18 protein-coding genes and 1 pseudogene are annotated in these 21,018 nt (G+C 44.3%); 13 read left to right on the top strand and 6 right to left on the bottom strand.

Annotated features, from left to right (window positions below):
- Positions 1-94 precede the first annotated feature (94 nt).
- From grxD to JMX03_RS07940, 5 genes and pseudogenes are all read left to right on the top strand, one after another.
- Entirely contained in the window at positions 95-445 is a 351-nt protein-coding gene (grxD, locus tag JMX03_RS07960) for a Grx4 family monothiol glutaredoxin (RefSeq protein ID WP_201574614.1), read from the top strand.
- 270 nt (positions 446-715) lie between these two features.
- Positions 716-1,255, top strand: coding sequence for a hypothetical protein (locus tag JMX03_RS07955; RefSeq protein ID WP_201595947.1), 540 nt, complete (start codon positions 716-718; stop codon positions 1,253-1,255).
- Between the two features lie 259 nt (positions 1,256-1,514).
- A complete protein-coding gene (mnmG, locus tag JMX03_RS07950) occupies positions 1,515-3,410 on the top strand; it encodes a tRNA uridine-5-carboxymethylaminomethyl(34) synthesis enzyme MnmG (RefSeq protein WP_201595945.1) in 1,896 nt (631 codons plus the stop codon).
- A gap of 160 nt (positions 3,411-3,570) precedes the next feature.
- Positions 3,571-4,530: an AEC family transporter gene (locus JMX03_RS07945; protein ID WP_201595943.1), complete on the top strand. Its 960-nt coding sequence runs from the start codon at positions 3,571-3,573 to the stop codon at positions 4,528-4,530.
- A gap of 151 nt (positions 4,531-4,681) precedes the next feature.
- Positions 4,682-5,710, top strand: a pseudogene (locus tag JMX03_RS07940) (ornithine cyclodeaminase family protein).
- A 242-nt stretch (positions 5,711-5,952) separates the two neighbouring features.
- Here JMX03_RS07940 and JMX03_RS07935 read toward each other — a convergent pair.
- The 3 genes from JMX03_RS07935 to JMX03_RS07925 form a co-directional block, all read right to left on the bottom strand.
- Positions 5,953-6,108, bottom strand: coding sequence for a hypothetical protein (locus tag JMX03_RS07935; protein WP_201595941.1), 156 nt, complete (start codon positions 6,106-6,108; stop codon positions 5,953-5,955).
- Between the two features lie 30 nt (positions 6,109-6,138).
- On the bottom strand, positions 6,139-7,158 hold the full coding sequence (locus JMX03_RS07930) for an LLM class flavin-dependent oxidoreductase (RefSeq protein ID WP_201595939.1): 1,020 nt from the start codon (positions 7,156-7,158) through the stop codon (positions 6,139-6,141).
- A gap of 339 nt (positions 7,159-7,497) precedes the next feature.
- Positions 7,498-8,427, bottom strand: coding sequence for a LysR substrate-binding domain-containing protein (locus tag JMX03_RS07925; RefSeq protein WP_201595937.1), 930 nt, complete (start codon positions 8,425-8,427; stop codon positions 7,498-7,500).
- Between the two features lie 464 nt (positions 8,428-8,891).
- Between JMX03_RS07925 and JMX03_RS07920 the strand changes: the two genes are divergently transcribed.
- The 6 genes from JMX03_RS07920 to JMX03_RS07900 all read left to right on the top strand — a co-directional run bounded on the left by JMX03_RS07920 (position 8,892) and on the right by JMX03_RS07900 (position 15,391).
- Entirely contained in the window at positions 8,892-10,214 is a 1,323-nt protein-coding gene (locus JMX03_RS07920) for an MFS transporter (RefSeq protein WP_406947698.1), read from the top strand.
- On the top strand, positions 10,211-10,795 hold the full coding sequence (locus tag JMX03_RS15325) for an MFS transporter (protein WP_406947697.1): 585 nt from the start codon (positions 10,211-10,213) through the stop codon (positions 10,793-10,795). The genes JMX03_RS07920 and JMX03_RS15325 overlap by 4 nt, the downstream gene beginning before the upstream one ends.
- Before the next feature lie 74 nt (positions 10,796-10,869).
- Positions 10,870-11,769 carry a peptide chain release factor N(5)-glutamine methyltransferase gene (gene prmC / locus JMX03_RS07915; protein ID WP_201595935.1) on the top strand — a complete coding sequence of 300 codons (900 nt, stop codon included), beginning with the start codon at positions 10,870-10,872 and terminating at the stop codon, positions 11,767-11,769.
- A 21-nt stretch (positions 11,770-11,790) separates the two neighbouring features.
- On the top strand, positions 11,791-12,624 hold the full coding sequence (locus tag JMX03_RS07910) for a HesA/MoeB/ThiF family protein (protein ID WP_201595933.1): 834 nt from the start codon (positions 11,791-11,793) through the stop codon (positions 12,622-12,624).
- A 49-nt stretch (positions 12,625-12,673) separates the two neighbouring features.
- The gene (locus tag JMX03_RS07905; protein WP_201595931.1) at positions 12,674-14,026 is read left to right on the top strand and encodes an ABC1 kinase family protein; all 1,353 of its coding nucleotides are present in this window, start codon (positions 12,674-12,676) and stop codon (positions 14,024-14,026) included.
- 90 nt (positions 14,027-14,116) lie between these two features.
- Positions 14,117-15,391, top strand: coding sequence for a YbfB/YjiJ family MFS transporter (locus JMX03_RS07900; protein WP_201595929.1), 1,275 nt, complete (start codon positions 14,117-14,119; stop codon positions 15,389-15,391).
- A 57-nt stretch (positions 15,392-15,448) separates the two neighbouring features.
- Here JMX03_RS07900 and JMX03_RS07895 read toward each other — a convergent pair whose 3' ends face one another.
- Complete coding sequence (locus tag JMX03_RS07895) at positions 15,449-15,937, bottom strand: Lrp/AsnC family transcriptional regulator (RefSeq protein WP_201595927.1); 489 nt, start codon at positions 15,935-15,937, stop codon at positions 15,449-15,451.
- Between the two features lie 204 nt (positions 15,938-16,141).
- Here JMX03_RS07895 and leuA point away from each other — a divergent pair, with 204 nt between their 5' ends.
- On the top strand, positions 16,142-17,926 hold the full coding sequence (leuA, locus tag JMX03_RS07890) for a 2-isopropylmalate synthase (RefSeq protein ID WP_201595925.1): 1,785 nt from the start codon (positions 16,142-16,144) through the stop codon (positions 17,924-17,926).
- A gap of 364 nt (positions 17,927-18,290) precedes the next feature.
- Positions 18,291-18,908 (top strand): hypothetical protein, encoded by a 618-nt coding sequence (locus tag JMX03_RS07885; protein ID WP_201595923.1) that lies wholly within the window; start codon positions 18,291-18,293, stop codon positions 18,906-18,908.
- A 188-nt stretch (positions 18,909-19,096) separates the two neighbouring features.
- On the opposite strand, the gene accC is transcribed toward JMX03_RS07885, so the two are convergent.
- A complete protein-coding gene (gene accC, locus JMX03_RS07880) occupies positions 19,097-20,458 on the bottom strand; it encodes an acetyl-CoA carboxylase biotin carboxylase subunit (RefSeq protein WP_201574630.1) in 1,362 nt (453 codons plus the stop codon).
- Positions 20,459-20,573: 115 nt separating this feature from the next.
- The gene (gene accB / locus JMX03_RS07875) at positions 20,574-21,002 is read right to left on the bottom strand and encodes an acetyl-CoA carboxylase biotin carboxyl carrier protein (RefSeq protein ID WP_201574631.1); all 429 of its coding nucleotides are present in this window, start codon (positions 21,000-21,002) and stop codon (positions 20,574-20,576) included.
- Positions 21,003-21,018: the final 16 nt, after the last annotated feature.

Below are 21,018 nucleotides of genomic sequence, written 5' to 3'. Positions count from 1 at the left end.
AATCTAGTGGCAGTTGCCCCATGTATCAGCAACGTAGCAAACCTATATTTTAATTACCTACCTTTAATAAACTGCTTTAGCAATAGGAGCTTTTATGAGTGATCAAACCCCAAATACTGCTGCAACTGACGTTGAACAGCTGATTCGTGACCAAATCAAAGACAATAAAGTGCTGATTTATATGAAAGGCACACCGCAGTTCCCGCAGTGTGGCTTTTCAGCGCGTTCTATTGAAGTGCTGACGCAAATTGGCCGTCCATTTGCCTTTGTCAATATCTTAGAAAACCCAGAAATTCGTGCCACTTTACCAAAAGTCGCTAATTGGCCAACCTTTCCACAGCTATGGATTGATGGCGAATTGATGGGCGGATCAGATATTATCTTGCAAATGTATCAATCAGGTGAGCTTAAGCCATTGGTTGAAGCAAACAGTCCTGCTGCCTAATAACGATACTATTTGTTCAGAGAGTCAGCCAGATTAAGCATTACGCACTGTCAGTGCTCTGACTCCGAATAGATCTGAATGAACCTGAATGAATAAACCCTCGTTTGGTGTATAAAAACTCGAGTGGCCTACTACAATGGCTACTCGAGTTTTTTATTGTGTGTCTCTTTTATTGCAACGAGTATTGCAACGAGCTTTTATTGTCTTTACAAATTTTATCCCCATAATAGTGTGCAAGATAACCATATATTGAATAAAAAAGAGAGTCTTATGAGTAATCAATCCATTGAAAATCAACAAGCCACTGAAGCCCTTGAGCAAGCTGCCATCGAAAAACGCCGTGAAAAATTAAAAGCTGAGTCAGTGCGCATTAGTGACATTGCTGACAATGAGCCAAACTCTGCGCTGAAATGTATCCATCAGCTGAGTGTGGCAGGCGGCGCGACGGAAGGCACCTATATCGCTATTGAGCAGCGTATCGTGGCCGATCAAGATGCTGCGGGCGCCTATCATCTCGCATTATTGGCCCAAAGCACACCAGATTTGCCGATTGATGCGCGCCAGCTTATCGAACTGGTCATCGACAAAGGTGATAACCACCAACGCTTGGCATTACTCAAAAACTTGCCATTACCGCCTGTTGAGATGATAAAAGAACAAATCTTAGCCAGTAATGATGGTGAGGCAATTGGGCAAATGAATGCTTATCTACAAATCAACCCTGAAGGTCATGGGAGTCAGCATCTGATAACCAGTAGTGAGACAGATAGAGTGGTACCATTAAGCCCTGGTAATAATCTTAATAACTAACATAACAATGTAAAAACACAATGCAAAAACGCGAAAACAGCCAAGATGCTTTTGAATGAAATTTCAGCTGTTTTTGCGCTATGGTTTTTTAAACTTCAAAAAATTGCTATAATTATCTGTTACCTATTAACGCTTGGCCGCTGACAGTGGCAGCTATTTATTTTTATATCCTTGACACCTATTCATCGTATTGTAAGCGGTTACTATATCAGTCACTTGCTTACAGTCATCAAGGTATCATCACTCAAGTGAGGCATGCATGCAATATCCCAAAAATTACGACGTGGTAGTGATCGGCGGCGGTCATGCCGGTACGGAAGCTGCTTTGGCTGCTGCACGTATGGGCGCACAGACCTTGCTATTGACACATAATATAGAGACGCTCGGTCAGATGAGCTGCAATCCTGCGATTGGTGGGATTGGTAAATCACACTTAGTACGTGAGATCGATGCCTTGGGTGGGGCGATGGCCTTGGCAACTGATAAAGCAGGGATACAGTTTCGCGTACTGAACAGCCGTAAAGGTGCCGCAGTCCGTGCCACGCGTGCGCAAGCGGATCGTATTTTATATAAAGCCGCCATTCGTCAAACGCTTGAGAATCAGCCCAATCTTGATTTATTTCAGCAAGGTGCTGATGATATTTTGGTTGAAAACGGCCGTGCAACGGCAGTAGTGACATCGACAGGTATTATATTCAATACGCAAACCGTTGTATTAACCTCAGGAACCTTCTTAGGCGGGGTCATTCATATTGGCCTTGAAAACTCAAAAGGTGGACGAGCAGGGGATCAACCTTCTATCAAGCTTGCCGATCGCTTACGTGAGCTTAAGTTGCCAGTGGGTCGTCTAAAGACAGGCACGCCAGCCCGTATCGATGCCCGGAGCGTTGACTTTAGTGTTATGACGGCGCAGCCTGGTGATACGCCATTGCCAGTCATGAGCTATATGGGTGACGTATCTATGCATCCAGAGCAAGTTAACTGTTATATTACGCATACCAACGCGCGTACTCATGACATTATCCGTGCAAATCTAGATCGCTCACCGATGTTCTCTGGCAAAATCGAAGGCGTTGGTCCGCGTTATTGCCCCTCTATTGAAGATAAGATCCATCGTTTTGCTGATAAAGACAGTCATCAGATCTTTATCGAGCCAGAAGGCCTGAACACGCATGAGCTATATCCAAATGGTATCTCAACCAGTTTGCCGTTTGATGTGCAGTTAGACTTTATCCATAGTATGAAGGGACTTGAAAATGCGCACATTACTCGTCCAGGTTACGCCATTGAATATGATTACTTTGATCCGCAAAATCTAAAGCCCACACTTGAAACCAAATCGATTGATCGCTTGTATTTCGCGGGTCAAATCAATGGTACGACTGGCTATGAAGAAGCAGGCGTGCAAGGACTGCTTGCTGGTACCAATGCGGCACTCGTGACCTGTGATAATAGTGAATATGAGACTTGGACACCGCGCCGCGACGAGGCTTACCTTGGCGTACTCGTTGATGACCTCATCACTCATGGTACCAATGAGCCGTATCGCATGTTTACCAGCCGTGCAGAGTATCGCTTACTGCTGCGTGAAGACAATGCCGATCAACGTTTGACTGAGACAGGGCGTAAGCTTGGCTTGGTCGGAGACGCACGCTGGCAGGCCTATCAACAAAAAATGGAAGCCATCGCCACCGAATCTGCGCGTCTAAAAGACATGTGGGCCACGCCTGCCAATGCGTTAGGCAAGCAAGTCACTGAACAAACGGGTGAGGTGCTCAGCAAAGAAGCAACTGCTTATGACTTACTGAAACGTCCGCAAATACATTTTGCTGATATCAAAGCGATTACGGATTCGCAAGTCGACGCACAAGTCGGTGAACAGATAGAGATCTCGGTCAAATATGCAGGCTATATCGATCGTCAACAAGAAGATATCGAGCAGATCAAGCGTTTAGAGAATACGGCGCTGCCGATGGACTTTGATTACGATATAGTGTCAGGTCTATCTAATGAAATCGTGCAAAAGCTCAATCACGTACGACCTGCGACTTTGGCGCAAGCAAGTCGTGTCAGCGGTGTCACGCCTGCTGCTATACAGTTATTGGCGATGACAGTAAAAAAGAACAAAAAAGCCAAGGCCGCGTTAAATTCATAGCTTTGACTTTATAATAGGATGAGATAAATAGAGAGTGTTTGACTGGAGTTGTTATATAAATGCTAGTATAAGTGCTCACTACTCATTTTATCTAACCCCATTATATTGCCAATAAAAATGCCCCTGCTCTTGTGGGCATTTTATTATTTTGAGCCTGTTTATGATCGACGCCATTGTTTTTGCTATCACGATTGTTTTGCCCAACCTCTTCTTGATGGGGTTGGGTTTTTTTATGCAGCGGCGTGGTGAAGTCAGTCAAACCTTTATCGATCAAGCCTCTTACTTTGTCTTTAATTACTGTCTACCAGCACTACTGTTTTTTAGTGTCGTCGATAGCGATGTTGATTATAGTAAGCAAGTGATTTTGATCGCTGCTGGTACTGTCGTGACCTTTATTTTGTTTATAGGGGCTGAGTGGTATGCCAATCGCTTTGTCAAACTACCTGCTGACCAAGGGGTGTTTGTCCAAGGTGTCTTTCGCAGTAATATGGCCATTATTGGATTGGCGACTGTCGCCAACGCCTATGGAGAGCACGGCCTAAGTATTGGCGCAGTGTATATGGGCGTGGTGACGATACTGTTTAATATCCTAGCAGTCATTACCCTCAGCCGCGTCTCTAAGAGTGCTGAAGACACTTGGATCAGCCGCAGCACCATGATTACCAAAAAATTATTCACCAACCCGCTTATTCTGGCATTACTGGCTGCGTTTGCATACAAGGCATTGCCATTGCCGCCACTTGCAGGTGTCATTCATACCACAGGAGGCCTGCTAGCAGCGGTGGCGTTGCCGCTGGCGCTGATCTGTGCAGGTGCCAGCATTGATTTAAAAGCCATGCTGCATCTTTCCGGACTGTCCATGCAAGCCAGTATTGGCCGCATTGTTATCGCGCCATTAATAGCTGTCGCAGTTGGATTGGCTTTTGGTTTATCAGGTGTCCATCTGGGCGTGCTGTTTTTGATGGTAGCGTCACCGACGGCGGCTGCCAGTTACGTCATGGCAAAAGCAATGGGTGGCAATGATGTATTGGCGGCCAATATTTTAGCCTTCACCACTGTGGTTGGGATGTTTGGAATGGCAATTGGGGCGGCAGTGTTACGTGCTTTAGGGCTGATATAATATAAAATGACAGTGAATGTGTTATACGTTTGATAAAGGAGTGATAGAGTAGTTGGCTATCAACTATTAAGAATTAAGTATTAAACGATAATTTGTCTCTAAAACTAATTTCTAAATTCGATTACAACGTAATAATTCTAACAAGCAAGGAGTGCTCAAAGTGCAGTTACTAAACCAAGCGGTAGTCGCCGAACACCTAAATATGCAAGCTGCTATCGATGCGATTGAAGGGCTTTTACGTCTTCAAGAGAAAAACCCTAATTGGATTAAGTCGCCTGATCGCTTAGTTATTGATACCTTTAGCGAGGATGATAACAATAGTCAAGGGTCACATTTATCGATGCCGGCAACCATCTATGATAGTGAGCAAGAGTATACGGCGGTAAAACTGGTTACTATTTGTCCAGACAACCCGAGTCGCGATCTGCCGACGACTACGGCGATTATTACAGTATCAAAAAACGATACGGGTGAGATATTGGCCATCATGGATGGTATCTATATTACCCAAGTTCGGACAGCAGCACTATCGGGTATCGCGACTAAATATATGGCCAAGTCTGATTGTACAAGTGTGGCGGTTGTTGGGTGCGGTGGTATGGCCTATGAGCAGTTGCATGCGGTGCTGACGGTACGCCCTGAGATAAAAACTGTCTACTTGTGGAATAGAAGTCATGCAGGTGCTGAGACGTTCAAAGAACGCTTTGCTCAAAACTATAGTCAATGGAATGTGGACATCAAAGTTTGTGAAGCAATTGATGATGCTATCCGTAATGCGGATGTGATTAATGTAGCAACTCGCGCTAACGAAGGCTAGTTCAGTGTCGATAAAATTAAGTCTGATGCCCATATTAATGCCGTAGGTGCCTATCAGCCATCGATGAAAGAGATCAGCGATGATGTTATTGAAAGCAGTAGTATCGTGGTAATAGATGACTTGGCTGGTGGTCGTCATGAAGCGGGGGATTTGATACAAGCCCACGATAATTCTGACTGCTCATGGACTTGGGATGATATTAGTGGTGATCTGCAAGCGCTAGTGACAGAGAAAATTACAAAGTCCAGTGATGGTGTTACTCTGTTTAAGTCCGTTGGTGCTGCTAGATTTGATGCGGCAGTAGCGTTATATGTCGCGCAGCAAGCAGCGCAAAAGAGCCTTGGAACATCAGTTGATTGGTAGCTCTGAATAACAGGGATAATTGTAATACCAATCCTAAAAAATACGATTAGCGATGTCAAACTCGCTAAACTTACGAGATGTAGTACTTGCGTTCGTCTTCCATGCTACTCTAATTTTTGGGAATCGTATAAGTACTCTCTCTTTTTGTTATGAATACAGTCAAAAAAGCCCCCTTTTCGAATAAGAGAAGGGGGCTTTGATATTAATTTGCTTGTCTGAGTTTAGAGTATATTCAATAGACCTTAATTCAAGTTGTCTTTTTTACGCTTGTCTTCTCGGCGCTTCTTGCGTTTTGGGCTAGTACGATACGTCAGATACCCACCAACTGCCATCACTGCAATAAATGCGACAATGTATAAAAATATTGCTGAACCGATAAAAGTGGTAGAGTTTTCCATGACTGTTATCTCTTTAGAGTTCAGTAATAATTATGCAAGCGCTGCTGCCGATTGTAAAGTAAACAAATTTAGCTCGGGTGTAAGTTCAAGTGAACGCAAACGTGCTGCCTGATCATAGACGTTGGCGGTGACAATCAGCTCGTCTGGTTGATACTTTGCCAAGAACTCAGCAAGTTTGGGCTGCACAGTTTCTACAGAGCCAATAAAAGATACCGATAGTGCACTGTCCACCATCATTTTTTCTGTTGGGCTCCAGAGGCTATTCATATCATGAGTTGGCTTTGGCATTTGACCTGTTTCACCACGGCGCAAACGTACAAAGCTTTGCTGCGCTGAAGTAAAGTGATACTGTGCGGTCTCATCATCATCAGCAAGTAGCAAGTTGGCTGCCAACATTACATAAGGCTTATCTAAATACTTGGAGGGCTTGAACTGCTCTCGATAAGCAGCGATAGCCTGAGTCAGCATTTGCGGTGCAAAGTGAGAAGCGAACACATACGGTAGTCCTAAGTGCGCAGCTAATGTTGCACCAAATAGTGAGGAACCTAAGATCCAAATAGGGACATTTGATTTGGCACCAGGGAATGCTTGTACAGGACTACCGTCTGTACTATCACCCAAAAAGTACATTAACTCTTGTACATCTTGTGGAAAGCGCTCAGCATCTTTCATCTGCCGACGTAGTGCCTGAAAGGTGGCGCCATCAGTACCAGGAGCACGACCCAACCCTAAGTCTACACGGTCGCCATATAGCGCCTGCAAGGTGCCGAATTGCTCAGCGATGACGAGCGGGGCATGATTGGGTAGCATAACGCCGCCTGCACCGATACGTATGCGTTCGGTTTGACTGCCGATATGCGATAGCAGCACTGAGGTTGCTGCACTGGCAATGCCGGGCATATTGTGATGCTCAGCCATCCAATAACGATTTAAACCGACTTTTTCTGCTTGCTGTGCTGTTTCAACTGTCTGGGCGATACCCTCAGCAATGCTTCTACCCTCAGGAACGGGCGCTAGGTCTAAGAAAGATAAAGGAATGTTATTACTCATAAGTCACCTGTTTTTATGATGTCGCCTCTTAACGACATTATTATAGTTGTGTTTGGTTTTTTAAAATAAGCTGATATAAGCCATCGGTTTTAAAGACTGATTTAATGGCACTTATTTAGTTCTTTTTGATGGTTCAATAGCTCATATGATGGGGCAGTTATATTGAATATAAAGGTCAAGGCTATAGCTGATAACAAATCTTAATAATGTGATGAGCGCATGTAAGGTGAGATGGGCAGGCGGATTTCAGCAATATGGAAATAAAAAAGGCATTATTATCTATCGATAACAATGCCGCTTATGTCTAATAAAGAAAGTTCTAATGACTCATATGAGGGCTTATTGGCTAAATTGCTGCTGACAGAGCTCCATAAAAGCACGGCCATATTGACGAATTTCTGCGTCATCCCGTACCGCCATCCAACTGGTGAAACGCCCAAAATGATCAACAGGAATGGCAACTAGGTTTTGATAATGACTGGGCTCAAACGCCATCTCCGCGATGATACCAATACCTAAACCCAAGCCGACATAAGTACTGATCACATCCGCATCAAGTGCTGCTAGGACAATGTCAGGCTCAAGCCCTGCATCAGCAAAGGTCTTATCAATGGCTCCGCGACCAGTGAAACCACCGTGATAGGTCACGATTGGATAGCTGGCAAGCGTCGGTAGATCTATAGACTCTTGATCGGCAAGCTCATGATCACTGGGTACAATAATACGGTGAGTCCAGTCATAATAACGGTAGCATCTTAGATAGTTGTTATGAAGTAGGGATTCGGTTGCCACACCGATGTCGGCTTGACCGCGGATGACCATCTGGGCGATGGTCTCGGGGTCAGCCTGCTGCAAGATTAAATTAACTTTAGGAAAGCGCTCTTTGAACTCTTTAACCACTTGTGGCAAGACATAACGCGCCTGTGTATGAGTAGTAGCAATGGTTAATGTACCAATGTTGGGGTCATTAAAATCAAGGCTAAGGTTCTCAATCGTTCGGATCTCAGCGAAAATAGTCTCAATATGCGGCATCAGCGCTGTGCCCATGGTGGTAAGGCCTGTCAGGCGTTTGCCTTGACGCACGAATACTTCAGTTTTGAGTTGGTTCTCAAGTGCCGCGATGTGTTTTGACAAGCTTGACTGACTGGTATGTAATACCGTCGCTGCTTGACTTAAGTTATAGCCATTAATTACCGTATGCCACACCGTCTCCAACTGTTTGAGCTGAATCTGTAGATGCCGCTGATTGACGACCATATCGATTGCCATAACTTAACCCTATTGTATAAATATACAGATCGCGTCTGTATATAAAAAATAAAAACGTATAAATACCGACTAATAAGCGACCAGTGTAAATCAAGTCTATTATTCTTGAATATAGCAAATAGCTATCAGCTTATGAATAATAGGAATATAAAATAATTAATATGAGACAAAGAGGCCATTTCTTTCACAGTAAAGCAGGGTATTGACACAGCACGTTACTAGAATGAAACATAAGCAGTTGTGAGAGTCTGTATGCATCAGTTAATACAAAAATATCTAGTCAAGGTAGGCGTTCTCAAGTAACATAATTGAATTTTGTTGTCATGGTCGTATTTGTACAATGTTGAGCAGTTTTTATCGATTTTGTCTAAAGCAAATTTGTCTAAAGCAAAATAATACAAATCGAATAATCGATAAAAACTATGCGCAGTTGTTTTCTTTGTCTCAAGTGTTGGTGAGTTGTTATGTCTGCTGTCAAATCTGTGCCACCTAATTCTGCTGTTCCCAAAAAATCATGGGGCGAGGCGGTAAAAGCCTATCTCGAGCCGCGTGCTGTTATTATGCTATTTCTGGGGTTTTCAGCGGGCATTCCCATTTTGCTGATTTTCTCAAGCTTATCACTGTGGCTGCGAGAAGCAGGCATTGAGCGCAGTGTGGTGACTATGTTTAGCTGGGCGGCGCTTGGTTATTCTTTTAAGTTTATCTGGGCACCACTGATTGACGCTCTTCCGGTACCTTTTTTGACCAAATGGCTGGGACGACGACGTGCGTGGATTGTCACTTCACAGCTGCTCATAGTCATCGCTATCTTATTGATGGCAAGCTTCAATCCGGTCAGTGAAAGTGTGCTGTGGTTCATGGCGGCATCGGCAGTTCTGTTAGGCTTCTCCTCAGCGACGCAGGATATCGTCATCGATGCTTATCGAATTGAGATTGCACCGCCGACCTTGCAACCGACTTTAGCGGCTATGTATGTGGCAGGCTACCGCATAGGTATGATTGTTGCGGGGGCAGGGGCGTTATATTTAGCAGACTATTTTGGTTCTACCGAAGCCTTTTATAGCTATGAGGCTTGGCGTAATACCTATTATATTATGGCCGCAGTGATGTCGATTGGTATCCTGACTACCTTTGCAGGTTACGAGCCTATTGCTGAGATTTTGCAAGTTAAAAAGCAAAAACTCAATCTTAAATTGTTTTTTATCTATGCTGGGTTATTGGTGATACCTGGCTCGATTTATGGTGTGTTGAGTTTGATTGAGATTATCTATAATAATTTTTTAGATACGACTATCAATGTCATACCACTCGCTATCATGCCAGCCGTCAACTTCTACTTCCTAGCTTTGGTTGCTTGTGCGCCGCTGCTACTTTTATTCTTTATCATAAACCAGCCTAAGATTATCAATAAAGTCTCTTTGGTGGTTGAGACCAGTGAGGATTACGTCAGAATCGTCTTGCTGTTTGCTTTTACGGTCATCAGCTTTATCGCCGCTTTTATTATTATTGGTAGCTTTTTTGACGATAGTGAAAGCGTATTATTGAGCTTTGTGGCTGAAACCGTACGGTTACTAGGCAGCTTAGTGGTAGCCGTAGCGGTAGGATATGGATTGACTCATGTGGGACTGGCCAAAAAAGAAGTCGCCAAAACCATGTGGATAGATCCTATTGCTGACTTCTTCAAACGCTATGGCAAAAAGGCATTATTATTATTGCTACTTATTGGTTTGTACCGAGTCTCTGATATCGTGGCGGGGGTAATCTCCAACGTTTTTACCAAGATATGAGCTTTACCAAAGTTGAGATTGCCAATGCGGTCAAGTTAGTAGGCGTATTAATGGCGCTTGCTGGCGGGTTTTTGGGCGGGGTATTGGCGCAAAAGATGCGGCTGATGCATGCTATGATGCTGGGCGCATTATTAGCCTGTGTGACCAATTTATTATTTGTATTATTGACTTATAATCCAGGTAGCTTACCGCACATGTATCTGGCGGTTATTTTAGACAATTTGGCGGCAGGTTTTGCTAGTGCGGTATTTATTGCCTTTTTATCAGCTTTGACTTCTATTAGGTTTACAGCGGTACAGTATTCAATATTTTCGTCATTGATGACACTGGCACCCAAGGTGTTAGGCGGATACTCTGGCGGTATCGTCGATAATATGGGTTATCCGTTCTTTTTCTTATTCACTTTCGCTATTGGTATTCCGGTATTACTGCTTATTTATCTGGTCGATAAACACATTGTCATTGGCGATAACGACGATATTTATGGTGACGATGATAGCAGTAGTGATGGTAAGCCGTCATTAACAAAGGTAAACCCTAGTTTGACCGATACCAAAGAGCCACCACGGTCAACAGAGTAGCTAAAACTATATCAGCCGCGCTGTTACTTAAAGTTATTACTTAAACCATTATCCAGTATTTTTACGAGTTATCTATGGCAGCGTCTACCGTCGGTCAAATAAAACAGCAGATCCAGCAACTGACAAATGAGGCTTCAGGAAGCAAGTTACCGTCATTTTGGTTAAGTGACTGGCTGCTGTATGTTATCGATAAGCCTGCGATATTTCTAATTACAGATGACGATTATCAGCTAACGGATCGTGAGCTTGAGCAGTTCAATGCTGGTGTGCAGCAGATGCAGGCTGGCACGCCGCTCGCCTATCTAACGGGACAGCAAGCGTTTTGGTCACTTGATTTTAAAGTGAACGCACATACTTTAATACCTAGACCAGACACTGAGGTATTGGTCGAGCAAGTATTAAATTGGATAAAAGCACAGCCAAAGAGCACAGATGATGATAAACCAAAGCGCTTACTGGATCTGGGTACTGGTTCAGGCTGTATCGCCATTAGCGTGGCGCATGAGTTGAATAATAGCAGCATTGGCAGCACATCAGAGAGATGGCAGGTGGTGGCAGTTGATTTATCGCTAGAAGCACTGAAGGTTGCTCAGCACAATGCCACCATGAATAATGTTGGCAATATGGAGTTTGTGCAGAGCAGTTGGTATCTAAATTTGCCTACTCATGCTGAAGCGTTACTCGATGTGATTGTCTCGAACCCGCCTTATATTGATGAGGCCGATGGGCATTTAGCGTGCCTGCAAGCCGAACCCATCAGTGCGTTAAGTGCGCCCAATCAAGGCTTGGCAGACATAGAGCATATTGTTGTATATGCGCCGAAGTACTTGCGTGCTGGCGGGCTTTTAGCAATAGAGCATGGTTTTGATCAAGGGGCAGCCGTTCGTCAGCTGTTTTTGGCTAATGGCTTTGAGTCCGTTGACACTGTGCAAGACTTTGGGGGTAATGATAGAGTGACCCTTGGGCAGCTTTAATTTCTAAATTTGGTGATAAATATGACGCAGTTAATAGACACTGATGCTTCAATTGACCATCAGACACTAACAGACGCTGAGCTACTTCGCTATTCTCGCCAAGTGTTGCTTGAGGGCTGGGATATTGATGCTCAGCTACGGCTAAAATCATCGCGTGTCGTCATGATAGGGGCGGGCGGCCTTGGCTGTCCTGCCTCTGAGACCTTAGTGCGTGCAGGGCTTGGACAGGTTCATCTTATTGATGACGATGAGATTGAGGCAAGCAACTTACAGCGTCAAACGCTATTTTTACCTGAAGATATTGGACAGTCCAAGGCGCTGACTGCTGCCGAGATGTTAGAGAAAATCAACCCATTAATCACAGCGCGCGGTACAGTTGCACGGCTGAGTATAGATAACGCTTACGAGCTGCTTGATATGGCGACAGGCAAGCCGAGTCTGCTGTTAGATTGTACCGATAACTTTGCCACTCGTGACATCATTAATCGCATTAGTGTGCGTTTCCAAATCCCGCTTTTGACAGCGTCAGCGATCGGAATGCAGGGGCAACTGGCCTTGTTCGAGCCGCAGTTGCATACTGGCTGTTACCACTGTGTATTCGGTGATCCTAGTGCTAATAATGGGTCTGATACTGATATTAATACTGAGGCTGATGAACGCACTTGTGCCAACTCAGGGGTGCTGGCCAGTACGACTGGTATTATGGGTAACTTGCAGGCCAATGCTGCGTTGCAATATTTAGGGCTAACCAAAAATCCACTGACAACCAAGCTGCTTTTGTGGGATGGTAGTCGGATGCAGCAGCGGCTCATGGGTTATCGGCAGGATAAGAATTGCCCTGTATGCGCCGTTTAGCTATTTTTTTGCTTATCTCTATTCTTTTTACTAATTATAGTTGTCGTTTATGAAAATTCATCGTCCTCATTTATTAAAGCATACCTTTAATGTGGTGAACCGTGTGCGCCAAACGGCGAGTGTTGCCGGTTTGTCTGCGCTGCGAGTGGCAAAAGGCGAAAAGCCTGATGCCAGATTGTTAAAAGAAACTTTTGAGCAGTTGGGCACGACTTATATAAAAATCGGGCAGTTTATCGCCAGTACGCCATCGTTGTTTCCACGTGAATATGTAGAAGCTTTTCAAGACTGTTTGGATCAAACAACACCGCTATCGTATGACTATATAGAACAGGTACTGAAGGCTGAGCTGGCGGTTGATGGGCAAACGCTAGACGACAAGTTTGCTCACATTGAACAGCAGCCTTTAGCGTCAGCTTCTATTGCTCAGGTACATGCGGCGCGTTTGCATAATGGCGATGAGGTGGTATTAAAAGTACAAAAGCCTGAAGTCGAGACCATCATGCAGACCGATTTGGGTGTGTTGCATGGTGTCACCAAACTGATCGAGCTGCTGATGCCTTCGATGAAGTTTGCCAGCATTGCCCCGATCATCGATGAGATTCGTTTGCGCATGCTGGCTGAGACGGACTTTGTTGCTGAAGCGCAAAATATACGTGATTTTCAGCAGTTCTTGCTGGTAGCGGGTAATACTCGAGTGGTTGCGCCGCAGGTGTACGATGAGCTGACCACTAAGCGCGTACTGACCATGAGCCGGCTGTATGGCGTCTCTATGATCGACGAGACAGCGATGCGACAGTATTGTGCCGATCCTGCCCAAGTGATAGCAGATACACTGAATACTTGGTTTGCAAGTTTAATCATGTGTAATAGTTTCCACGCTGACTTGCATGCTGGTAATTTAATGCTATTGACCGATGGTCGCATTGGGTTTCTTGATTTTGGCATCGTGGGTAAGCTAAAAGCCGAGAGCTGGCGTGCGTGCATGGGCATGATGCAAGCCTTGCAAGACAATGACTATCAAGCAATGGCAAAACACATGATAGATATGGAAATGACACATGGCCGCCATGAAGTAGACGAAGCTGCACTAGCAATTGACTTACAGCGTATGATGAAGTCTATCATGGCAGAAGACATGGCATTTACCAGCGGCGTGCCTTTTAATTCAAAAGAGCAGGCAGACGAGCTAAACAAAATGATGTTAGAAATCGTTGATGTCGGTAAGCGTCACGGTATTCATTTCCCACGTGATTTTGCCTTATTGACCAAGCAGTTATTATATTTCGATCGTTTTATGCGCACGCTCGCCCCTGATATGGATATGTTTAGTGATCAGCGGGTACAGATATTAGGGCAGCCAGATATAGAGCAATCTGCAACGCCAGCGCTTGACGTTTCGTAGCCTTTAATAATTTATGGCGGCTTTTGAGTATTGCTTATAGATTTTCTAACACAAAGGATTGTGTGCTAATTGCCACAAATTGGCTCTGTCATGACGACTGTTCCCAAAAGCCGCCTATTCCCTATTATTACTAATGAAGCAGCCATCGCTTGGATAGGACTCTACTGTCTAGCGGTGGTAATGGGCTATGGGCGCTTTTTATTTACCGCCACCTTACCCGATATTATGGCTCAACTATCGTTATCGACTGCCATCGCTGGTTGGATGGCGTCGGTTAATTATATTGGTTATTTTATTGGGGCGCTCATTGCTATGTTTGTGCCGCAGCGATTGACGTGGCAAATGCTGATGTTTTGGACGATTGTCAGTGTGATCACTACCATGCTACTCGTCGTGCCAGAGATGTCATTAAATCTATGGTATGTCATTCGCCTGCTATCAGGTATCGCTAGCGGTGTCGCGATGATTTTGAGCTCGTCACTGGTGATACAAAGCTTTAGTAACGAGCGCCGCTCTGTGCTTTCAGCGTTGCATTATGCGGGGATCGGTGTTGGTATCAGTCTCTCGGCAGTGCTGACTTGGTGGTTATTAGTGCTTGGCTACCACTTTGATATCATTTGGCTGGTTGCGGGCGTGAGTAGTTTGCCACTACTGTGGCTGCTATATGGTTTACGGCCTGTAGGCATAGCCGCAGATACTTCTGGCGAAGTAGGACAGGAACATTCAAAGCATAATTCTGCGCAACTATCTATATCTCAAGCTTATACTAATTTTAAACGCGCGCTGTATGAAGCAATCGTTGGTCATACCAAAGCCATTCTGCTCTTGTCAGCAAGCTATGTGCTAGCAGGGTTCGGTTATATTACCTCAGCCACATTTTTGCCAGTGATGGCTGCACAAAGGCTGACGACACAGAATTATGCTGGATTGCTGATCTGGTTGCTGGTCGGTATTTTTGCGATGCTATCCAACCCTCTATGGGGCGCACTTGCCAAACGCATAGGCGAGATAAAAACCTTGATGGGTTTGACCTTATTGCAGGCATTTGGTATGTTTTTGCCTTTATGGTTCGAAGGTGCGCTTGGCTTATATGCAAATGCGGTTATTTTGGGGTTAACCTTTGTTGGTATGGTCTCAATGACCTTGACCATCATCAAAAACATCAATCCTGCTTATTCAAACTTATTGATAGGGCTTGCCACACTGGCTTATGCACTTGGGCAGTTTATCGGGCCATTAGTGACGGTGGCGCTGGCAGGGCAGGACGACAACTTTAATGCAGGACTGTTGGTCGCTGCTATCGGGTTAATGATTGGGCTTGGACTGATCATATTGTTTCGTCAGCAACGAAATCATCAGCTTTGATAACATGAGCTTTCATAAGAAGGGCTGAGATATGCAAAATAGGGAAGTTGTCATCTGTTAAACAATACTACGGCTAAATACCTCTCGTAGCTCAAAGCTGGTATGCACTTGTGCGACTCCCTCAATGCGATTTAGTCTATGTAACAAGAACTCTTCATAGTGCGCCATATCGCGTACTCGCACCTTAATGAGGTAATCTTCAGATCGGCCTGTGACGATGCTACAGCTAATGACTTCATCGAAGCTTTGAACCTTTTGTTCAAACATCTCAAAGCGCTCAGCAGTATGGCGATCCATACTGACAGCGATGAACACTGCCAGAGGATAGCCAAGCTTTTCTGCATCGGTTTGGGTATGGTAACCTGTGATAATACCTGCATCTTCTAGACGTTTGATACGGCGTGCACAGGGAGTCGCTGACAGATTAACGTGCTCGGCCAGCTCAGTAATACTCATGCGTGCTTCAGTCCGTAATAGACGCAAAAGGCGTCTATCGATATCATCAACTACATGAGCGCTTTGGGTAGTCAAATCTCTGTCAGTCATAAAATTTATTGATTTTTAGTGGTTTATATCAATTATATATTGAATATTAGTGTTAATCACTAAAACTAGTCATTAATTTAATTGATAAAGCTGCTTTTTAGCGCATAAACTTTGCTATTATTATAATACAAATTATCATCTCATGAGATGAAGTATATTTCGTAAATACATCCTAGCCTATCACATCATCGAAGAGGATTGATTATGTCTGACAATACCACACAAAATGCGGCCAAACGCCCTGCAAAAATTACCCCAAAGCATGCCGCTTTTGATTATCGCAAATATCGTCCATTTGCTTTTGCACCGTCGCTGCTAGATCGCACTTGGCCAAGCAAAACGCTAGAAAAAGCACCAATATGGGCAAGCGTAGATCTGCGAGATGGTAATCAGGCGCTCATTGATCCTATGACCATTGAACAAAAAATGCGCTTCTTTAAGACGCTAGTTGGTGTTGGTTTTAAAGAGATAGAGATTGGCTTCCCCTCTGCTGCGCAAGTTGAATTCGACTTTGCCCGCCAGCTTATCGAAGAAAACCATGTCCCTGAAGATGTCACATTACAGGTATTGGTACAAGCGCGTGAGCATCTCATTGCGCGTACGTTTGAGTCGTTAAAAGGTGCCAAACGTGCCATTGTGCACGTCTATAACTCTACCTGTAAGATACAGCGCGAAAAGGTGTATGGCAAAGATAAAGCTGAGATCAAAGAGATTGCTATCACTGGTGCCAAGCTGTTGCAGCAGTATGCCGCCAAGTATCCAGAAACAGAGTGGGTGTTTCAGTATTCACCAGAGAGCTTTAGTCAAACAGAGACTGAGTATGCAGTAGAAGTTTGTGATGCTGTCTGTGAAGTGTGGCAGCCACAGCAAGGGCAGGGGGTTATCATTAACTTACCAGCCACTGTTGAAGCCTCTATGCCTAATGTCTTTGCTGATCAGGTAGAATACTTTTGCCGTCACTTAGCACAGCGTGAACATGTCACTATCAGCCTACATACTCATAACGACCGTGGCTGTGCTGTGGCTGCCGCTGAGCTTGGTGTGCTTGCTGGCGCGGATCGTATCGAAGGTACCTTGCTTGGTAACGGTGAGCGTACGGGTAATATGGATATCATGGTCATGGCGATGAATATGTTCAGTCAAGGTATCGACCCTGAGCTTGATTTTAGCAACATGAGTGAGATTGTGCAGGTGGTTAGCGAGTGTAATAACTTGCCATTACATCCGCGTCATCCGTATGTTGGCGAATTGGTATTTACCGCCTTTAGTGGCTCGCATCAAGATGCGATTAAAAAATCTCTTGATTATAATGAGAAGCATCAAGACGAAACAAATAACGTCTGGGACGTGGCTTACCTACCGATTGATCCTGCGCACATTGGTCGCAGTTACCAAGATGTGGTACGTATCAATAGCCAGTCTGGTAAAGGGGGTGTGGCGTATATCTTACAACGTAATTACGGCTTCAACTTACCACGCTGGATGCAAATTGACTTTAGTGGTGTCATTCAGCAACAAGCTGAAGCGGCTGCACGAGAACTACAAAACGATGAGATTTTGCAGACCTTTGAAGACACTTACTTGAAGCAAGGTAGCTTTGAGCTTCTTGATTATAGTGTCAATAACAAAGGCGGTGAAGTGTTCTTTAATGGCCAAGTACAGATGAATGGCGATGCCATTACTCTTGATGGCACAGGTAACGGTCCCTTATCTTCATTTATCGATGGGCTTGCACAGTATACTGGTAAGTCGATACATGTCATTAACTATGCTGAACATGCCATCAACCCGCAGCACAATAGCGGCGATGGTATCGATGATGGCAACAATAATGATAATAAGACCGACGCCAATGCGGCCGCTTATATTCAGTTAAATGTCGATGGTGAGGTGTATTCTGGCATCGGTACTTGTAGCAGCACGGTATCTGCAATGCTCAAAGGTGCACTGTCTGCTTTTGCTCAAGCGCCAACGACAGTAGCAGCATAAGCTAAATTAGATTAGTCTGAATGTCGATAACGCTATGTTTCTTTATGATGCATAGCGTTATTTTGCGTTTGCAGGGGGAGTATAGTCGGAGTACTTTTAAAATTGCTTGACTATGATGCTTTAAGGCTTCTTAGACATATAAATGTCTGTTTTAAGCCAAGCACTAATAGCATAATGTTACTTGTGTGTTCGGTGTCTAAGACTTACACTAATGTGTGCACATTATACCAAACCCAAAAAGTGCGATTAACGTTGTCAAACTCGCTAAGCTTACTAGATGTAGTACTTGCGCAAGTTTTCCGCGTTACTCTAATTTTTGAAAATGGTATTGCTTATTATTATAAATAAAAATACAAGGTTAATTATGGAACCTATCTCATTTGCGTCATTCACCTTAGCATCTATTTTGGCATCATTACCTGCCAATGGCGAGCCAGTCAGTCAATCGGTCATCAAAACGCATATTAGCCCTGCCATCGCTGGACAATGGGAGATAGATTTAGACAGCGAAGTGACCATGACTAAAGAGGCTGCAGCCAGACAAGCAGCGCAGGAACTTACTCAAAATATCGAAACCAATGAGCCTAAGATAACTGCTAGTACAGAAGGTGGGGTACTGACTCAAAATGAACAACGCATTTTGAATATTAAACCTACGAGTACTAGCCCCATAAAAGCAGCAACCACAACCAATCAATGCCGTGAGTTATATAACTTTGGCGCAGATAATGAAATGTGGTCGGTTAGTGGAAAAGAATGGACATATGGACGTTATTTGGTGACGCACCGTGAAGAAGGCTTACCTATCATAGCCATCAAGACCCTTTATGATAATAATGAAGTCGACTGCTCAGGCAACCAAGTTGATCAAACGGGTGAAGCAGTGATTGCTTTTTTAAACCATGAAGGCAATACAATGCAGTGGTGTGCTGATCCTGATGGCGCAGAATGCTATATGAATTTCCATAGAGTATTGCCATAGCTAATGAATGAAATTAGTAAATAAATCTAGCAAATAAAACTACTAAATATAGTAGATAGTGAACATCGCTATTATGTTTGTATATTTGTCTTGCATCGTCCATCAAGCACAAAAAAACCGCTTTCTTTAAGAGAGCGGTTTTTTCAGTTATGAGAAGTATTAGCGTATGTCCTAGGATAAGGTTTTAGCTATTTTGCTGTTTTAGTCTCTTGAGACTTGAGCAGCTCTTCTTCTAGATAGTGAATGTTTTGTGCTTCATTAACAAAACCTTCATCCGCTAAAATGACATCACGATGCATAGGTATATTGGTCTTAATACCTTCAATAATCAGCTCATCAAGGGCATGCAGTGTCTTTGATATTGCTTGCTGGCGTGTCTGCCCATGACAAATAAGCTTGCCTATTAACGAGTCATAATAAGATGGTATCTCATAACCGGGATACAGATGTGAGTCAAAACGTATTCCCGCACCACTAGGCGTGAACAGTTGGGTGACCGTACCAGGTGACGGCACAAAAGTCACTGGATCTTCAGCATTGATACGACACTCGATGGCATGGCCTTGAACTTCAATTTCACTTTGACGATAAGAGAGACCGTAGCCTGCTGCAATCTTGAGCTGCTCAACGACCACATCAATACCAGTGATCATCTCAGTGATGGTGTGCTCGACTTGCACCCTTGTGTTCATTTCAATAAAGAAGAACTCATTGTTTTCAAATAAAAACTCAAATGTCCCAGCACCGCGATACTGAACCAACTCACAAGCTTTCACACACGCTTGCAATATCGGCTCACGAACATCATCAGGGATATCAGGAGCAGGGGCTTCTTCTAGTACTTTTTGATGGCGACGCTGCAGGGAGCAGTCACGATCGTATAGATGAATGGCATTACCATTCCCGTCACCCAATACTTGAATCTCGACATGGCGCGGGTTTTGTAAGTAGCGCTCCATATAGACGGTATCGTCACCAAACCACAGCTCAGCTTCTTGCCTAGCTGCTTGTACTTGACCGATAAGCTCGTCGAAGCGTTCTACGACGCGCATACCACGACCACCGCCACCAGAGGCTGCTTTGATGATAAGCGGAAAGCCGATATTACGCGCTTGCTCTTCAGCATTGTGCAGAGTTACAGCGCCAACGGATCCAGGCACAGTTGGTACACCTGCTTTTTTCATGGCATTAATGGCAGAGACTTTGTTGCCCATTAGACGGATATGATCAGCAGTGGGTCCCACGAAGGTTAAGCCGGCTTCTTCGATGCGTTCAGCAAATTCAGCATTTTCAGCCAAAAAACCATAACCAGGATGAATAGCGTCAGCACCAGAGATTTCAGCTGCCGTTAAGATGGTATTGATATTCAAATAGCTTTCGCTGGCACTTGGGTTGCCGATACAGATCGCTTCATCAACGAAGCGTAGATGCATGAGGTTGGCGTCTGCGGTGGAATAGACACCGACAGTCTCAATACCTAGCGCTTTACACGCACGTACGATACGTAAGGCAATCTCACCTCGGTTGGCGATGAGCAGTTTTTTTATCATGGGGTCATCCTTGTCAAAGCGGTGTTGATCAACTCAATCGCTGCAATTTACTCATAATTGACTATGAATATGAGCGATAAATTGAGCATAACAAAATAAGGTACAGCAAGTACAATTAGGCTTTATAGCGTATAACTGGCTGGCCAAACTGTACAACCTCAGAGTTGTCCACTAAGATCTCGTCAATAACACCACTTTGAGTCGCTTCAAGCGGGTTCATGATTTTCATTGCTTCAATGATACCTAAGGTATCACCAGCCTGTACTTTTTGACCGACCTTAACATACGGTGGATCATTAGGACTAGCAGCAGAATAAAAGACACCAACCATCGGAGCTGTCTCTACACTACCAGCTTTGCCAGCTGCTTTGGCAGGGGTCGCAGCAATAGGAGCGGCAGCAGCAGGCGCAGCCATCATCGTAGGAGCAGGGGCGTCATAGTGACGGGTTAAACTAATATGCTCATCGTCTGAACTGACTTCTAAATTGACCAGCTCGTTTTCTTCCATGAGGGCGATTAGGGTGCGTATTTTTTCAATATCCATAGTTTTTTTTATACCT

This window comes from Psychrobacter fulvigenes (assembly GCF_904846155.1).
Classification (GTDB): domain Bacteria; phylum Pseudomonadota; class Gammaproteobacteria; order Pseudomonadales; family Moraxellaceae; genus Psychrobacter; species Psychrobacter fulvigenes.
This window is presented reverse-complemented; position numbering and strand designations above follow the sequence as displayed.

Excerpts from the sequence above, each read along its gene's own strand:
- JMX03_RS07920 (WP_406947698.1), top strand. The coding sequence starts at position 8,892 with ATGTCTGCTGTCAAATCTGTGCCACCTAATTCTGCTGTTCCCAAAAAA.
- prmC (WP_201595935.1), top strand. The coding sequence starts at position 10,870 with ATGGCAGCGTCTACCGTCGGTCAAATAAAACAGCAGATCCAGCAACTG.
- JMX03_RS07925 (WP_201595937.1), bottom strand. The coding sequence starts at position 8,427 with ATGGCAATCGATATGGTCGTCAATCAGCGGCATCTACAGATTCAGCTC.
- JMX03_RS07955 (WP_201595947.1), top strand. The coding sequence starts at position 716 with ATGAGTAATCAATCCATTGAAAATCAACAAGCCACTGAAGCCCTTGAG.
- mnmG (WP_201595945.1), top strand. The coding sequence starts at position 1,515 with ATGCAATATCCCAAAAATTACGACGTGGTAGTGATCGGCGGCGGTCAT.
- JMX03_RS07935 (WP_201595941.1), bottom strand. The coding sequence starts at position 6,108 with ATGGAAAACTCTACCACTTTTATCGGTTCAGCAATATTTTTATACATT.
- leuA (WP_201595925.1), top strand. The coding sequence starts at position 16,142 with ATGTCTGACAATACCACACAAAATGCGGCCAAACGCCCTGCAAAAATT.
- JMX03_RS15325 (WP_406947697.1), top strand. The coding sequence starts at position 10,211 with ATGAGCTTTACCAAAGTTGAGATTGCCAATGCGGTCAAGTTAGTAGGC.
- accC (WP_201574630.1), bottom strand. The coding sequence starts at position 20,458 with ATGATAAAAAAACTGCTCATCGCCAACCGAGGTGAGATTGCCTTACGT.
- grxD (WP_201574614.1), top strand. The coding sequence starts at position 95 with ATGAGTGATCAAACCCCAAATACTGCTGCAACTGACGTTGAACAGCTG.
- JMX03_RS07905 (WP_201595931.1), top strand. The coding sequence starts at position 12,674 with ATGAAAATTCATCGTCCTCATTTATTAAAGCATACCTTTAATGTGGTG.
- accB (WP_201574631.1), bottom strand. The coding sequence starts at position 21,002 with ATGGATATTGAAAAAATACGCACCCTAATCGCCCTCATGGAAGAAAAC.
- JMX03_RS07895 (WP_201595927.1), bottom strand. The coding sequence starts at position 15,937 with ATGACTGACAGAGATTTGACTACCCAAAGCGCTCATGTAGTTGATGAT.
- JMX03_RS07930 (WP_201595939.1), bottom strand. The coding sequence starts at position 7,158 with ATGAGTAATAACATTCCTTTATCTTTCTTAGACCTAGCGCCCGTTCCT.
- JMX03_RS07900 (WP_201595929.1), top strand. The coding sequence starts at position 14,117 with ATGACGACTGTTCCCAAAAGCCGCCTATTCCCTATTATTACTAATGAA.
- JMX03_RS07885 (WP_201595923.1), top strand. The coding sequence starts at position 18,291 with ATGGAACCTATCTCATTTGCGTCATTCACCTTAGCATCTATTTTGGCA.
- JMX03_RS07945 (WP_201595943.1), top strand. The coding sequence starts at position 3,571 with ATGATCGACGCCATTGTTTTTGCTATCACGATTGTTTTGCCCAACCTC.
- JMX03_RS07910 (WP_201595933.1), top strand. The coding sequence starts at position 11,791 with ATGACGCAGTTAATAGACACTGATGCTTCAATTGACCATCAGACACTA.